Raw genomic sequence first — 15473 nt, forward strand, 5'->3', positions numbered from 1 at the left:
ACTCTCGGACAGGGCAGATTGCGACGTTGGTGGTAGGACAGCTGCCCCGGTACGCGTTCGTTCCTTGCAGCGGAATGCCAGATGCCGGAGCTGACGGAACTGCGGTCCGGTTCTTGTTCAGCGACGCAATGCCTCTGCCGGTGGGATCCGTGAGGCTCGCCAGGCGGGGTAGAGGCCGGCTAGCAGGCCTGTTGCGAGTCCGAGAACGGGTGCTGCAGCAAGTGTCGTGGGGTCGAGCACTGGAGTCCATCGACGGGCGGCGGAGACTCCGACGACGACGGCGGTCCCGATTGATGTGCCGACGAGTCCGCCAATGAGTCCTAGTGCGGTGGACTCGGCTAGGAACTGCAAGGTGATGTGACGCCCTCGTGCGCCGAGTGCTCGGCGCAGGCCTATCTCGCCGGTTCGTTCCATGACGGCGACCAGGGTGGTGTTTGCGATGCCGACGGCTCCAATGACGAGGCACACGGCGGCTAGCAGGAGGAAGAGGGAACTGAGGTCTCCACCGACGCCAGCCCTCAAGGTTTTGGGGTCCGGTGGTGGCAGGGCCTTGAAGTATTCAGGGTGGTCCGGGCGCAGGGCGACGGCTGCCTCGTCGGCGATCTGGCTGGCGGCGCCGAGGCGGGTGGCGATGAGCATGCTGGCTCGGTCGTCGCTGGGTGGGCCCCAGATGTGTTCGGCTGTGGAGCGTGGGACCACGACCGATAGCAGCAGGTCGGGTTTGCGGTCGACATCTTGGAGGATGCCGATGACAGTGAACGGGGTGGTACCTATGAAGACGGCCGGCTGACTCTCGACATCAGTGATGCCCAGCCGCTTCGCGATGCCTGTACCGATGACTGCAACCTGTTGCCGTTCGCGGTCGTGGAAGGTGTCGAATGGCTTCCCCTGTGCGAGGTGGGGTCCTGCAGCCTGGAGTGCTCCGGGGGATGCGGCCATGATTTGCGGTCGGGCATCGCTGCCGTCGTTTCCGAGGAGTGAGGTGCGAACGCTCTGGTCCGTGCGCAGGCGTACCTTCCAGAAGACGCCGGCGGCTGTGACTCCGTTCAAGGCTGTGATTCGCGTATCGGCGTCAGGTGTGAACGACAGGGGGACATGGCTGCTGTCGCTTCCGCCAGTGTCCTGAACGGTCACTTCAGTCGCAGTCAGTTGGCTGAAACGAGCGTCGATTTGGGAGGCGGCGGTGCCGGTCAGGCCGAGGACTGCGATGAAGGCACCGACCCCCAGGACGGTACCGAGGCCGGTGAGGGCTGACCGGGCGGGGCGCTGGAGTACGCCCGCGAGGGCTTCACTCAGCAGGTCACGCATCGATATGCCCGAGTGGCGCTGCCTTGTGCGGCGCTTGCGTGAGTTCGGGGAGCGACGTCGTCCCGTCATGCGGTCACCTTCTCGGCCGCTGTGTCGGTGAGGAGTCCGTCGCGGATCGACACGGTGCGCTGGCCGCGGGCGGCAACCTGAGGGTCGTGGGTGATGGCCACGATTGTGGCGCCGTCACGGTGCAATTGGTCCAGGAGTTCCAGGACGGACTCGGCGGTGGTGCTGTCGAGGTTTCCGGTGGGCTCGTCGCACAGCAGCAGGGAGGGTTCGGTGACCAGAGCACGCGCGATAGCCACTCGTTGGCGTTCACCGCCGGAAAGCCGGGTCGGCAAGGCATCCAAGCGGTGGGAGAGTCCTACCCGGGTCAGCGCGGCGTGTGCGCGGGCCCGCCGCTGGGAGCGGCGAACCCGCTGGTAGATCATGGCGAGCTCGACGTTCTCCGCGGCGCTTCTGTGTGCCAAGAGGTGGAAGGCCTGGAAGACGAAGCCGATGCGTGATCCGCGCAGGGCGGTGCGTTCCTTGTCTTTGATGCTCGTGGTGTCGATGCCGTCCAGCAGGTAGGTGCCAGAGGTAGGCGCGTCCAGCAGTCCGGCGATGTTGAGGAAGGTGGACTTCCCCGATCCGGAAGGTCCCACTACGGTGACGTACTCGCTCCGTCGTACGGTCAGGTCGCAGGGAAGCAGGGCAGGTACGGGCGGGGGTCCGGAGTAAGTCAGAGCGACCGAGCGGAATTCGATCACTGGCGGCGTCTGGTCCTGGATCACGGCTGGCTACCGCCGACCGACGGTGCTCGCCCCACGCCGAGGACGACGCGGTCGCCAGGCGACAGGGTGCCGGAGACGGGGGTGATTTCCACCTTGCCATCCCCGCTCATCCCCGTACGGACCTCGATCCGGTTCTGCTTTCCGCTCTTGGAGATGACGCTGATAGTGGTGCGGCCATCTGCCTGGGAGGAGACTGCGGCGGTCGGGACTGCCAGCACCTCACCTGCGGTAGAAGCCGCCCTGATGGTCAGTCGGACGTCCTGGCCCGCGAACTCGGCGGCCAGCGGCGCATCGGGGGTGATCTTTACCTGATAGCGAGGCGCCGCGTCGACCGCTGTGGCCTCCTTACCGACAGGAGCCGGCGCAGGACCCACCAGAGCCACCGTGCCGACGGCCTGCCCACCGGTCCTATCCGACAAGATGTCGACTTTCTGCCCGGGGCGCACCAGGTCCTTCTGGAAGCTCTCAAGCGCACCGTCGATAACTAGCTCTCCTGCGCTGATTGTCATCAACTTCTCGGCTGCCGTCGCGCCGACGACCGCCTCGACCGACTCGACCCGCACAGGGCCGTCCGCTATGAAAGCTATCTCGGATGCCGGCAGAACCACCGTGGAAGGCGTACCTGAGGGTTTACCCATCGGTCCCTCAGCCTTGGCACCGCTATTCTGCGGGTCGCCCGACTTCTCACCACCCGCTTTGCCCGACCCATCCGTCTTGGTGTTGGCGGAGGAAGGAGCCGTGTAGCCGGCGGCAGCATAGAGCGACTTGACCGCCTGCTGCGTGCCAGGCCCGAAAGTCCCTGAGGGGTCGGTGCCGCGGCTGTAGCCGATAGCAGACAGGGCCTTCTGCAGTTGCACCACATCTTGCCCGACTGCCCCACCCGTCAGGTTCCGATAGGCCGGGAGTGCACCGCTCAGGGCAAGCACGGGGCGGCCCGCCACTTCCACCAGTGCAGTGCCTGGTTTCACCGCATCGCCTGGCCTCACCTTGACCTTGGTCACCACGGCACGGATCGTGTCCGGGCCACTCAGTCCAGCCGACAGCACGTCCACCCGCTGAGACGCGGCGACTTTGCCTCGGGTCACCAACGATGCCGACAGGACCTTCTTTTCTACCGGCGCTGTCAACACGTCAGCAGGGGGCGGCGCCGTCTCTGCTGCGACCTGTGCTGGGGATCTCAGAACCGTCGCAGCCCATGCCCCGACACCCGTCAGAGTCAAAGTTCCCGCGACCACGCCGATCAGAATCCGGCGTCGACGCACCAGACCGCCGCGCGGCGGCACGGTGCGCTTGTGCCCCGTCCGTCCTTCACTGGGCCCATGGATGTCGGCCATGGCCGTCGGTTCCTTCACAGTCCGCCGCTCCTACTTCTCACCTGAAAGCACGTCGGCGACGGTCTTCACCGAGGCGTCGAGGTCCTTGCGGGCCTTGTTGAGCGTCTCGGCGCTCTTTTCGAGAGAGGCTGTCTGCAGCTTGACTTCGGCCTCCCACCAGATCTTCGCCACATGCGTGCGGTTGCGGCAGGAGATGTCCGCCGTCGCCGTCGATATCTCCAACGGCGTCACGTCCCGGCCCTGAAACCGCTGATCATCGCTAGCGTCCAACGGCTGCTTGTAGGTATAGCCCTGTTCCTTCATGCATGCAGACCAAGCCTGAAACGCAGCGACAACCGCCGGATCCTCCTTGGACCGGACGAACGCCTCGTTCCCCAGCTTCTGTGCCTCCTCGCCGTACGCAGCCGGGCTTCCCCCGAGCTTGGTGCGCGCTTCCCCGATACACACTTGGAGCGCCTTGCCATCAGGGCCCTCTGCGGATGTACCGTCGACGGCCCCCTCATTGACTGCCGCCTCGTATGCCGCCTGCTCGGATTCGTCAGGCTTGTATCCACGTCGCTGCGCCAGCTCGCCATCATGGATGCCGTAGCGCCAGTCGGTCAGTGTCTTGGGGCCGGCTTTCGGAAGTTCAGGAGCTGCATGCCACTTGCCGAATCCTGCCTTCTTCATACAGTCACCGATAAGCATGGCCTTCGCCTTGGCCACCTGGCTCCGGTCGTCGTCAGAGGGAAGATAGGCCTCCATGGGCAGTGTCCAGGTAGCGGGATCGGCATCGTTGAACGCTCGGGTAGGAGCCGGGCGTAGCGCTTCAGTCTGGGGCGATGACGTTGGTGACGAGCAACCGGCGAGAGCAGTTGCGAGCAGTCCAAGGGCGAGAGCCGTAGCCGCTTTGGTCGAGGAGGGGATGAAGGAGTGCATGCGGGTCTACCTTTCCGGAACTGCTAGGAGTGCTTGACTGCACTGCTGGCGGCAAGAGGTGTAACGCGGGCCCCCCGAAATGCCTGCAGCCGTCTTGGTTAGCAGGCATTTCGGGGGGCTCCTGCTGAGGAAGTGTGTCGCCCCCCTCAGCCGTGATCACATTTCTCTGTCAAACACGCCAAGCGAACGACGCGTTATTGTTCTTCGTGTAGTTCAAGTTGCGCGTCCAGGCGACATCGTCAACGGCACCCTTGTAGCCGCTGTTGTAGTACACGTCAGCCATGTAAGTGGCATGCCTATTTGCCGCTGACGCGGCATTGTTTTTGATGCCTTGACCAGAGCCCGGCCAGGGGCTACTCGCACCGAACCAGCAGTAACTCAGCGGCTGCTTGGCGGGCGTTCCGCCGTAATGCTCGTCGCTGAAGTCGTAGACGTTGTAGCCGATGTTTCGGTAAGATCCCTTGAAGTCAGAATTGAACCAGAGGGTGAACTTGAAGCCCGAGTATCCCGGGTCCTTGCAGACCTCTTCGCTGAAGTGGTTTCTGTACTGCGTGGGTTCTTCGGCGTGTGCCGACGGAGCCATGACCAGCGTTGCTGCGGCTGCGGCAGCTGCAGCAACCGCGAAATTCGCCTTTATGCTGTACTTCACTTCTGTGCCTTTCCGTGCGCATCCGTGAGGGAGCTGGAGTGCGATCTGGTGGGCAGTGCAAAGTGGTTCGACAGTAAAAATCAATGCCAGACACGGCGCACGGCGAACCGCCAAAGCGGTGGACGTGCGCGAGCCAACCCCCCTGAAAAATCCCAGATCTAGCCCGGGCCCCCTGGATGCGTGTTCGATGTCGCCTTCCCCATGCCGACGGTCAATCGGCAGAAGCCCATGCTTCACAGCGACTGGATCATTAAAGCATCATTTAATTCAGACAAATTGGACATCCGCTACGGAATGAACTGTAACGATTCGATATCGCCTGTTGCGGTGTCGCGACATGAAGCTGGCTGCGCCAGGGGATCGACGCGAACTGGTCTGGCAGGTGGGGGCGTTGCTTACCAATGGGGTTCGGAACATCGATGCCCTGCGGGTGGACTACTTCACCCGGTCCTCTCCAGCAGGTGCTTGACCGGATTCCTCGACCCGGTGTTGCCGGCGTGCTGGCACTGGCCCACCTCGTCGGTGAACGGAGGCAACCGTCCGCCGTGGAGAGGGTTTGTCGCGGCGCCGACGTCCTTGATGACTTGCCGTTCCACGGCGTCACGGACCCAGCGCCCCTCCTGCGCTTGTTCACTGGCGGCCTGCAACCACTTCCATCCGCCGTCGAGTCGGTCCGCGAATGTATCCATGTGAACAGGCCTCCATGCGCGATGCCGCGAGCATCAAGGGGGCGCCGATTAGTGGATCGCCCCATCAAGGGGACGGGCTCCAGGCCCACAGTCCAGGGGTCTTCCGGTCTCTGAGCGCCGTTCCACACCGCACGGACATGACCAGGTATCAATCTCTGGCGTGGCACAGCCAGCCATGCAGGATCTCGTTCGTCGAGCGTCATGCACGTGTGGGGGTTCACGTGCTTGGTGATCCACCCCCTTCGTCCCCCACCTGAGTCCGGTCTCCGAGTCGCCGTCGAGCTCGACCTCGTAGAAGCCGTTCATCTCCCGCAGGATCTGGACGGAGTCACGGCGTCAGGATGCCGATGGACGTGTGGTTCTTCGTCGGCCCAGTGCGGAGCTTGAGGTTGGTGGTTGGCTGATAACCGCAGCTGTTCCACGCGGTCACCGCCGTTGAAGCGGAACCCGGGGTCGCCGCCGCCAGGACGGATGCCGCAGTGAGCGGCGCAATAGCAAGGAGAGTCGCAGAAATAATCCGTTTCATGAAATGGGAAAACTTCGGAAGGTCTCTCCTTGTTGCGGGGTTCGGGCTTGAATCGCTCCGACGTGTCATGCTGAATCTATTCAATACCTCACGATGGGGCATTAGCGGAGCACTTCCGGTAATCTTGGTCCGCCGGTATGTCTTGGCGCTTCCGAACACGAGGGGCACGTGTCCAGAAGGGCGGAGTCGCCGTGTGTCTGGTGGGGGTTGGGGGGTGGGTGGTGGTGGGTTGGTGTGGGTGGGGGTGGTGGGTGTTGTGGGTGGGTGCGGGCTGGTGGGGTGGGGTTGTGGGGTGGTGGGGGTCGCTGGTTGGGGTGGTTGTGGGCTGCTTGGTGGCGTTTTCGGGGTGTGTTTCGTGTGTGGGCTGGGAGGATTTTTTCGGGCATTAAAAAGTGGCAGCCAGTTAGTGCGGAATGGAACATTACGCGCTAACTGATCTTGTTTTTGTTCCGGGTCTGCGGGCTCTTTTCCGGGGTGCCGGGTGGTCGAGTTAGGGGTGGCTGGCGTGGTGGCTGGTGTGGGTGGTCGGCGGCGTGAGCGGGAGGTGGGGGAGCGGCGTTCGGAGCGGGTGGGCGTGGCGTTCAGTGCGGCCGAGTTGGCGGTCGTGCGTACGGCTGCGGGCCGGGAGGGGATGTCGGTGGCGGGGTGGGTGGGGCGGCAGGCGATGGCGGTCGCGCAGCATGTTCTGGTGCCGGTTTCCGCGGACCGCGCGGATGTCCTGCGTGAGCTGGTGATGGCGCGCGCCGGCCTGCGGGAGATCGCGGTCCGCCTCGACGCCCTCGACGGTCTCGACGCTGGCGGTGCGGCCGCTGGGGCTTCTTCGGGGGTCTTGGACCGGGTGCGTGCGGCGGTGGTGCGGGTGGATGAGGCGACGGTGGCGGTGATGCGGGAACGCCGGTCCCGCACGTGATGCCGAAGAAGCCCGACATGGGCGACGACACGTACACGTTGCTGGAGTATCTCTTCGGTCCGGGCAAGCGCGACGAGCACACCGATCCCCACCTCGTGGCGGCCTGGGACCCCGATGTGCCGTGCCCGGCGAGGCATCCGGAGCGTATCGGTCTGGGGGAGCTGGCGGACCTCCTGGACGCCCCTGTGGAGGCGTTGCGCGGGGTGCGCCCGGCCCGGCATGTGTGGCACGTCTCGGTCCGCAACGCGCCCGGCGACCGGACCCTGAGCGACGCCGAATGGGGAGAGGTTGCGGCCGCGATGGCGGACGCGTCGGGTATCGCCCCGTACGGGGATGAGCGTGCCTGTCGGTGGGTCGCGGTGCGCCACGCACCGGATCACATCCACCTGGTGGCGACCCTCGCCCGCGTCGACGGACGCCAGCCCCGCCTGCGCGGTGACATCCTCGCGATGCACGCCGCTGCCCGTGCTTTCGAGGCCCGCTGGGGGTTGACGGCGATGTCGCCGCAGGACCGCACGGCGGTGCGTCGGCCGTCGACGGGGGAGTTGGCGAAGGCGGACCGGCGCGGCCTCCTGGAGACCGCGCGTCAGTCCCTTCAGTGCACTGTGCGGACCGCGGCCGCGCTCGCCGCCGGTGACACCGACTTCCTGGACCGGCTGCGTGATGCGGGTCTTCGCGTACGGGAGCGCCGCGACGACGAAGGCACCCTTGTCGGGTACGCGGTAGCCCTTCCCGGCGACCGCGCCGACGCCGGGAGCCGGCCGGTCTGGTTCTCCGGGAGCTCCCTCGCGTACGACTTGTCCCTGCCCCGGGTACGGGAGCGCTTCGAGCCCGCCCTCGGGCCGGTGGACTGGGCGGTGGCGGAGCGTCTGGTGCGCGAGGCGGCGGCCGAGTTGTCGCGTTCCGGGCGGGCGGAGGGTGCGGGTGATGTGGCCGCGCTCGGCGACCTCCTGGTGGCTGCCGCTGCCCATGCCCCCGTCGCGGTTCGGGAGCGGATCGTCGCGGCTGCGGAGGCCTTCGAGCAGGCCGGGCGGGCGCCGGGTGAACGGTCGTTGGAGGGTAGGGCGCGGGCGGGTTGGCGGGCGTCGGCGCGCGCGTTGGAGCGGGCCCCGCGTGCGGCTCGGGGCGGCGGCGCGATCGTGGTCCTCACCTTGTTGGTGGCGCTGGTGGAGGCGGTGGAGGCCTCCCGCCTGTGGCACGAGGCGCAGGCCCATCGCGCGCAGGCGAAGGCCGCCTCCGAGGCCGGACGGCTGCTGCGCGAGGCGGCCGCCGTGGCCGGCGCACCGCCCTCCCGTACGGGCCCGGTCCGTACCGCGCGCACGTCACCGGCGGCGGGCCGTGGCCCGATGACGCCTGGTGCCGTTAGCGGTGTGCCGCCCCGTGCACCCGGCCCGCCCCATACCGGTCCGGGCAAGTCCCGCTGACCCGCCCGCGAGGAGAGCCCCGACGTGTCCACCCCCGCCGCCGCCCCGGATCCTGCCGCTGTTGATCCGTTCGCCGAGTCGATGGCCGAAGCCGCCCAGACCGCGGCGGCGGCCTTCCGGCTGATGATGACGATCTCCGACGCGGTCCGCCGCGCCGCCCAGAAACAGCGCCAGGGCCAGGAGGAGGAACTCGCCGGGCCGGAGGAGAAACTTGCCCCGGGCTGGGCCGCCGACGCACTGCGCCCGCTCCTCGACGACCAAGTGCTGGCCGGCCTGATGTCGGGTGCGGACTGGCCGGTGATGGCTGGGCAGATGGTGCTGCTGCAGAAGGCGGGCGTCGACCTGACCACGTTCCTGCCCCAGCTCGGCCAGGTGGCCAAGACCGTCTACCAGGCGGTTCAGGCCAACCAGACCCGCATCACCGCGGCGGGCACCGACCGGTGGGCCGACCTGCTCAAGGCCACGATGCCCGAGGGCCTGGTGCGCGACGCGATCCTGTCCTCCCCGGCCTGGCCGGACATGGCCGCCAAGATGGCCCTCCTCGATCAGCGCGGTGTCGATGTCGCCGGGTTCCTGACCGCCGCGCACGGCCAGGGCGTCGGCGTCGACCGCGCGGTGGCCGCCCTCCTGGCGCAGCCCGGCGCCGCCGGACCGGCCGCCGGACCGGCCGCCGGGGTTCCCGCCGCGCGGCCCGCCCCCGCCCCCGACCCGTACGCGGCCGCCGCCGCCCCGGCCGCCGCCGCTCCCGCTCCCGCTCCTGCTGCTCCTGGTCCTGCTCCGGAGCCGGTGGTGGTGAGTGCGGATGCCCGCGCGATGTGGGGGCCGTTGACCGAAGGTCTGAAGGTCCCGAACGACCTGGACCTGTCCGATCGGGCCGCCGCCCTGGAACAGATGGGCGTCGGTGCGGCGGCCAACAGCCGGCTGGTGGGCATCGTCAAGGACTATGTCGGCTCCGAGCGGGAGACGGCCTTGCTGGTGGCCACCCGGGCGTGGCCGCTGCTCGCGGCCCGCATGGCGGGCGTCGCTCGCGGCCCGGAAGGCGAGGCGGGCCTGCGCGCCCGGTTGAAGGCCGGGCTGGGGGACGACCCCGCCTGGGAGCAGGGCCCGCCCGGCGAGTTCGCGGGCCGCATGGTCGGCCAGGTCCTGCGCGCCCTGACCACCCCGCCCGGCGGCCCGGTTCCCGACGGCCCCCGCGTCTCCGCCACGGCGGCCCGCTCCCGCTCGACCACCACCCCCGCGGGCGCGGCTCCCGGCCGGGCGGCGCCCGCGGAGGCGGCCCGGCCCGCGTACCGGCAGGCGGCCGCGCCCGCGAAGGGGTCGGGACCACGGCGGTGATGGGCGGTCCGGTGTCGAGCGAGGGGGGTGAGAGGGTGGCCGCGTCAGCTGCATGGGGGTGGCCGGTGGTGATGAGCGGGAGGCAGCGCCGTGTCACCGGCAGCGTGCTGGCCGGGGCGGTGCTGGCGGTGTGCGGGTGGTGGGCCGGCCGGGTCGGGTACGGGGCGGTGGGCTTGGTGTTGGGCTCGTCGGCCGTGCTCGTGGTGCTGGCCGGCGCGTGGCGGGCGGGCGCCCTGTACGTTCCGCGGCCCTCTCCACCGTCGCGGGATACCGCGCCGCGTCGGCTTTCGGTGCGGGAGCGGGCGGACCGTGAGAGGTCGGCGCGGCTGCTGAAGGCGATCGCTGCTGTTGCCGTGGCCGCCGGGGGAGCGGGTGGGCTCTCGGAGTTCGAGCGGATCGTGCTTCACGGCGTCGCCGTACGCCCGGGTCGGGAGTATCCGCCCGTCGGCCACGGCTACCCGCGTCCGTGAACGCAATCGCGGATTTCAGTCCCGTCAGTCCCCGTGATGCGAGGGGCGGCGGGATCGAAGGGGGCTGGTGGGCCGGTTGCTCCGCCTGGTCGTGGCCCTGCTGGTCCGTGGACCGGTTCACGGTTCGGGTGGTGTGGGGGTGGGGGTGGGAAACGGGTCAGGGCCGGTCCCCGGGTGTGGGGGCCGGCCCTGGTGTGAGGCACTCGCGCGCCAACGCGGTGCTCTCTTTGTCCCTGCTGCGGAGTCACCTACTTCAGGGGTCCGCCGGTTTCCCGACGTTGTGATGCCCACCGTGCCCTCTTTGACTACACGAAGACAACTTCCGCTTGGACGCGCGTGGACGAATGGGGTAGGGAGCCGCCCTGCACGGGCGTTGCTCGGGGGTCAACCGGCCCCCGGCGTGGGGGGCGGCCACGGGGGCCGGTGTCGATTGGAAGCGTTTACGCAGGTCAGAGCACCTACTGACGATCCGTCATCAAGTGGCACTGGGTCAGGTACACCGATGAACGAATCAGCGGACATTCCCGCCTTTTGGGATCCTCGGTGGGAGAACCGGGCTTCGTGTGCCGGTCACGTTCTGTCATGCTTGTGACCCCCGGGAAAAGCGACGCCAATCGCCCCTGCGGGAGCGCCACTTGGCGCGGAGTCACCGATGACGGGAGGGCGCTGTCCCGCGCCCTCCCGTCCCTCGACTACTTCAGGGGCGCCTTGCCCGGCGTCCCGGACAAGGACGTGTCATGGGAGTAAGGCAGGAGCCTGCCCGCTCGGACGGACGGCAGCCCGGAGTGCAGCACCGGACGCCCGGTCTGACGATGCCGCAGGCGGTCGTGATCAGCGTGGTGTTGGCGGTGGTGTTCGTCCCGGCGGTGGTGCTGAGCCTGCGGGGGATGCCGATGGGCGACGTCTTCCGGCTGCTGGGCGGTGCGGGCGGGATCGGCGCGGCCTTGATCATCGCGGTGATGCCGGGCAGTCGCGGCGTGCTCGCGGCGGCGGTCCGGGCCGCTCTTCAGGCCGGCCGGTAGGGGGGGCGGGTCATGGGACGTCGTGAACTCCCCGTCGACTACACGGTCCGGGCGCGCGGCGAGCTGGCCGCGGCGCTGCGGCAGCTGCGGGCGCAGTCCGGGCTGACCTACGACGAACTCGCTGCCCGGACCGGGCTGTCGGCGGCGACGCTCAAGCGGGCCTCCTCGGGCCGCACGGTCCCGTCCTGGACGACGCTCACCGCGGCCTGCGGCGGTGAGCCGCAGGGCGGGATCGTGGAGCTGTGGAGGTCCGCCCGGGCAGCCGAACGCGGCCGCCTGAAGAACCTGCGCCGCCCCCCTGCGCCCGAGCTGATCACCACGGCCGGACAGCTCAGCGAAGCACTGGAGTACTTCTACGAGAAGGCCGGCGCGCCCTCGCTGCGCCGGCTCCAGGCACGGGCGGGAGGCGCGCACCTGCTGCCGGTCAGCTCGGCCGCGCGGATCGTCGCCAGGCAGGCACTGCCGGCCAGCCGCCAGCAGTGCGCCGCCTTCCTGAGCGCCCTCGACGTCGTGCCGGGCGTGGTACGGCGCCTGGCCGACACCTACGACCGACTCACGGCACACCCCACCGACCCCTGGCGCGCACTGTCCGATCTGGAGGCCGTACGGCTCTTCGCGGCCGGCACCTCCGACATCAGGGACCGCCACCTGGGCGCCGCCCTCCGTATGGCCGACCCGAGCCCCATCCCCAGAGCCAGCCGAGGGGCGGAGGAGATTCTGCGGCAGCTCACCGCCGAGCCGATGCGAGTAGGCCGTGACGGCCCCCGAAAGTCGCACTCCCGGGCGGCCTGACCAACCCTCACCCCGGTCTACCGCGCCCAGTCGATGCCGAGGTCGGCGAGCGCGGCGAGCTGGGCCGGGGTGAGCCGTTCGCGGCGGGACTTGGCGTTCGCGTACCAGATCCCGACCCGGTGGACCGTCCCGTCGGGCATGGCCTGCACCGCACCCCGCCCCGGCAGCCGGCCTTCCGTGGAGACGTACCGCGCGAGGGCCTGCACGCCCTTCTGGAACGCCTCGCCGCCGCGCCCGGACGCGGGCGTCGTACCCGCCGTCGCGGCCGCCGTGGGTGCCCGTACGACGCGGGCCGGGGTGATACCGAGCGCACCGAGCCGTTTCTGCTGCTCGGTGTTGAGCCGGGCCCAGTCACGTCGTTGGGTGGCCAGCCACCGGCCGATGTCCTCGCCGTGCCGGGTCACTCCCGGGGTGACGGAGGCCGGGCGGGCGCCTTCGGCCAGGAGCTGGGCGAGGTAGGCGTAGTGCCGCTGCCAGTCGACCGTCCACCCGCGTACGGCGGGGTTCCAGTCCGGATCGATCGCGGCCAGCGCCGCCGCCCGGCGTCCGGCGCGTACGGGGTCCTTCCCGAGCCCGCCGGGCCGACGCACGTTCGTCAGCCACTGCCCGATCTGGACGTCGAGGATTGCCGCGCCCCGCGGGGCGGCCAGGGTGCCGTGCAGCCGGTGGTACGCCCGCGCGGCGGCGAGGTTCTCCTCGAAGGCGGCGTCGGCGGTGTCCCAGACGATCCCGAGCTCCTCCAGCTCGGCGGCCCGCTCCCCGGTCATGGTCCCGGCGCGGAACGCCCTGCGCTGGTCGGAGAGCCACCTCCCCAGCGGGTAGGGGCCCTCGGTGTGCTCGTAGGGCACCTGGAGGTCCCCCTCGCGCTCCCGGTACCGGAACGCGGCCTCCACGCCCCGACGCCAGTCCTGCCGCTCGGTGTTGAACACCTGGTACGAGATCCACTTCGCGATCAGCGCCGGATCGCGGGGTGCCGCGAACCGGAGCAGCAGCCGGTTCTCCTCCTCACCCTCCTCGGGCGCCTTCCCGACCAACGGCGACGGCTGAACGATGCGCTTCTGGTTCTCCTGGGGAATTGCGAGCATCTCCACGGCACGTTCATCATGCGCCCGCAGCCCATTCAAAACCCGAATAAGGGGGCCATACGATTTCGACGTGAGAATGTCCTCGGGATTCTCATCCTCCCGCAAAAAGACCGGAACAATCAGCGTCGCCATCTTCCCCTCCCCGGGCTTCTGCCGCAGAGCCCGCCCGATGGCCTGGACAATGTCGACGGCCGATCCCTTGGGGTCGATCAGAGCCACCGAGTCCACCGCCCTGATATCCACGCCTTCCCCGAGAACCCGACAATTCGCGAGCACGGCGCGCCCGGCGCGGCGGCCGAAGTCGGCGAGCACGCCGGCCCGGTGCTCCGCCTCGTGCTCCCCGCGCAGCCACCCCGTCCACACCTTCGCCGGATGCCGGACCGGATCCACGGCGTGCAGCCGGCTGGCCACCCGCTCCAGGCCCTCGGCGAAGGCCTGCGCCTCCACGGTGCGGTGGTGGAAGGTGATCGTCGTCTTCAGGTCGTGCTCGGCCATCGTCTCCAGCAGCGTGGTCTGCACGGCCGCGAGCCGCTGCCCGCGCAGCTCCTCCTCCCACCGTTCCTCGCTGTAGAGCCGGGCCGGGGTCACGACGGGGTCGACCAGCTCGGCGACCACGACCTGATAGCGCGCCAGGAGCCCGCGGGCGATCGCGTCGGCGAGCGACAGCTCGTAGACCACCGGCCCGAAGACCTTCGGGTCGTCCATGGAGCAGGCCATGTCCTTCGGGAGCCGGTCCCACCGCGACCGCGGCACATACCTGCGCCCCTCGTCCTCCGCCTTCTGCCGCCGCTCGGCCTCTTCCCGCCGCCGCTCGGCCGCCTGCTCCAGCTCCTGCGCCCGCGTCCGGGGCGGGCGTTCGGCCCAGATGCGGGGAGTGGCCGTCATGTAGAGCCGGCGCCGCGCGGGGATCACCTCCTGGCGGTGCACATCCGCCCAGGCCTTCCCCGCCGACCCGCTCGTACGGTGCGCCTCGTCCACGACCACCAGGTCGAAGGCCTCCATCTGCAGCCCGTACTCCCCGCGGTGCGCCTCGGCGATCACGGGCAGGGAGGCGTACGTGGCGTACACCGTCACCGGGCCCCGGCCGTGCCACAGTCCGAGCTGCGGCGCCGACGTCGTCGTGCGCACCTGGAGCCCGTACAGCTCGGCGTTGTCCTCCAGCGAACACACCGCGACCGCGGGCCCGTCGTGGCCGGCCGTACGCCACTCCCGCGCGGTCTGGGTCAGCAGGTCCAGCGTCGGCAGCAGCACAAGAACCCGCCCGCCCCGGGCGAGGCGCAGCGCGGCCGCAGCAGCGATGAACGTCTTCCCGGTCCCGCACGCTGCCACCACCGTTGCCCGCAGCCCGGTTTTGGGGATACGCTTTCCCGGCGGAATATCGAGACCCCGGACGATCGCTTCGACAGCCTCTTCCTGGTGAGGCCGCAGAGTAATTTCACCGCTCTTCTGCATTCTTCACTCCGTGGGAAAGATGCCCGGGGAGGCAGTGGTCAGGTTCTCGGGATCCTGCACAGTGCATCTCAAGATGATGCACACAGACGACTGTACCGGAACGAGGTCCTGCCGTGAGCGGGATCATCTCGCCGAACGGGGTGGGCATGGGCTACGGAGCCGAGCAGCGGGAGATCGAGCAGGCACTGCGCCGGAAGGCGATCGGAGGAGCGTCCACGCTGGAGATGCTCACCTGGCTGAGAGGCTACCTGGAGACCCGCATCAGCGATCCGGTCGACCGTGACGGAGCGGTCGCCTTCTGCATGATCTCGACGTTCACAACGGTCTTCGACCTCGGACTCACACCCGGACGGTTCATCGCCTCCTGGGACCGGTTCGGAGGCCATCTGGACGACGAGGAACTGGTCCGCAGACTGGGCCCGCTGATCCTGGCACCGGACGTGGAACCCCTACCCTGCGAGTGCGAAGCCAACTGCGGCGGATACTGGGTCCGATAGCAAGCCCAGCCTCTCCCTGCTGCTGGCGCCCGCGAAGCGGGCCGGCCTGGAGGCGGAGCCGGAGGGGCCCAGGCGGGGGAGCGGAGCGGACCCGCCCAACAGGCCGAAGGCCCAGACCCCGTGAAACGGGGTCATCCAAGGCCGCGCAGCGGCCCGTTCGTGATGAAGCGAAGCGGAATCACGAACCCGTCCGAAGCGAAGCGCAGGACGCGGCCCGAAGGGCCGGCCCTGGCTCGGCGAAGCCGAGCCCCGCCAGCGCAGCGAGGCGGTTCTCTCCTGGGGCGCGCAG

General features: G+C 69.0%; 14 protein-coding genes. 7 read left to right on the forward strand and 7 right to left on the reverse strand.

Translation table 11 applies throughout. From position 1 onward, the window contains the following. Positions 1–117: 117 nt before the first annotated feature. The 6 genes from OG509_RS42715 to OG509_RS42740 form a co-directional block, all read right to left on the reverse strand. Complete coding sequence (locus OG509_RS42715; protein ID WP_406187965.1) at positions 118–1377, reverse strand: ABC transporter permease; 1260 nt, start codon at positions 1375–1377, stop codon at positions 118–120. Continuing rightward, positions 1374–2081, reverse strand: coding sequence for an ABC transporter ATP-binding protein (locus OG509_RS42720; RefSeq protein WP_331740903.1), 708 nt, complete (start codon positions 2079–2081; stop codon positions 1374–1376). The genes OG509_RS42715 and OG509_RS42720 overlap by 4 nt, the downstream gene beginning before the upstream one ends. After that, positions 2078–3415, reverse strand: coding sequence for a peptidoglycan-binding protein (locus OG509_RS42725; protein ID WP_331740904.1), 1338 nt, complete (start codon positions 3413–3415; stop codon positions 2078–2080). The genes OG509_RS42720 and OG509_RS42725 overlap by 4 nt, the downstream gene beginning before the upstream one ends. A 30-nt stretch (positions 3416–3445) precedes the next feature. Further along, positions 3446–4159: a hypothetical protein gene (locus OG509_RS42730; protein WP_331740905.1), complete on the reverse strand. Its 714-nt coding sequence runs from the start codon at positions 4157–4159 to the stop codon at positions 3446–3448. A gap of 343 nt (positions 4160–4502) precedes the next feature. Further along, on the reverse strand, positions 4503–4982 hold the full coding sequence (locus tag OG509_RS42735; protein WP_331740907.1) for a hypothetical protein: 480 nt from the start codon (positions 4980–4982) through the stop codon (positions 4503–4505). Positions 4983–5422: 440 nt separating this feature from the next. Continuing rightward, positions 5423–5671 (reverse strand): hypothetical protein, encoded by a 249-nt coding sequence (locus OG509_RS42740; RefSeq protein WP_331740908.1) that lies wholly within the window; start codon positions 5669–5671, stop codon positions 5423–5425. A gap of 1031 nt (positions 5672–6702) precedes the next feature. Between OG509_RS42740 and OG509_RS42745 the strand changes: the two genes are divergently transcribed. The 6 genes from OG509_RS42745 to OG509_RS42770 all read left to right on the forward strand — a co-directional run bounded on the left by OG509_RS42745 (position 6703) and on the right by OG509_RS42770 (position 12150). Beyond that, entirely contained in the window at positions 6703–7107 is a 405-nt protein-coding gene (locus OG509_RS42745; protein WP_406187945.1) for a hypothetical protein, read from the forward strand. Between the two features lie 17 nt (positions 7108–7124). Further along, positions 7125–8531 carry a mobilization protein gene (locus tag OG509_RS42750; protein WP_406187944.1) on the forward strand — a complete coding sequence of 469 codons (1407 nt, stop codon included), beginning with the start codon at positions 7125–7127 and terminating at the stop codon, positions 8529–8531. A gap of 24 nt (positions 8532–8555) precedes the next feature. After that, the gene (locus OG509_RS42755) at positions 8556–9866 is read left to right on the forward strand and encodes a hypothetical protein (RefSeq protein WP_331740911.1); all 1311 of its coding nucleotides are present in this window, start codon (positions 8556–8558) and stop codon (positions 9864–9866) included. Between the two features lie 71 nt (positions 9867–9937). After that, on the forward strand, positions 9938–10336 hold the full coding sequence (locus OG509_RS42760; protein ID WP_331740686.1) for a hypothetical protein: 399 nt from the start codon (positions 9938–9940) through the stop codon (positions 10334–10336). A 737-nt stretch (positions 10337–11073) separates the two neighbouring features. Then, complete coding sequence (locus tag OG509_RS42765; protein ID WP_406187942.1) at positions 11074–11358, forward strand: hypothetical protein; 285 nt, start codon at positions 11074–11076, stop codon at positions 11356–11358. Between the two features lie 12 nt (positions 11359–11370). Beyond that, complete coding sequence (locus OG509_RS42770) at positions 11371–12150, forward strand: helix-turn-helix transcriptional regulator (RefSeq protein WP_331740680.1); 780 nt, start codon at positions 11371–11373, stop codon at positions 12148–12150. Between the two features lie 17 nt (positions 12151–12167). Here OG509_RS42770 and OG509_RS42775 read toward each other — a convergent pair whose 3' ends face one another. After that, the gene (locus OG509_RS42775; RefSeq protein WP_331740677.1) at positions 12168–14687 is read right to left on the reverse strand and encodes a Helicase associated domain protein; all 2520 of its coding nucleotides are present in this window, start codon (positions 14685–14687) and stop codon (positions 12168–12170) included. Between the two features lie 113 nt (positions 14688–14800). Between OG509_RS42775 and OG509_RS42780 the strand changes: the two genes are divergently transcribed. Continuing rightward, on the forward strand, positions 14801–15184 hold the full coding sequence (locus OG509_RS42780) for a hypothetical protein (RefSeq protein WP_331740674.1): 384 nt from the start codon (positions 14801–14803) through the stop codon (positions 15182–15184). Positions 15185–15473: the final 289 nt, after the last annotated feature.

The organism is Streptomyces sp. NBC_01006, from assembly GCF_045162725.1.
Taxonomy (GTDB): Bacteria; Actinomycetota; Actinomycetes; order Streptomycetales; family Streptomycetaceae; genus Streptomyces.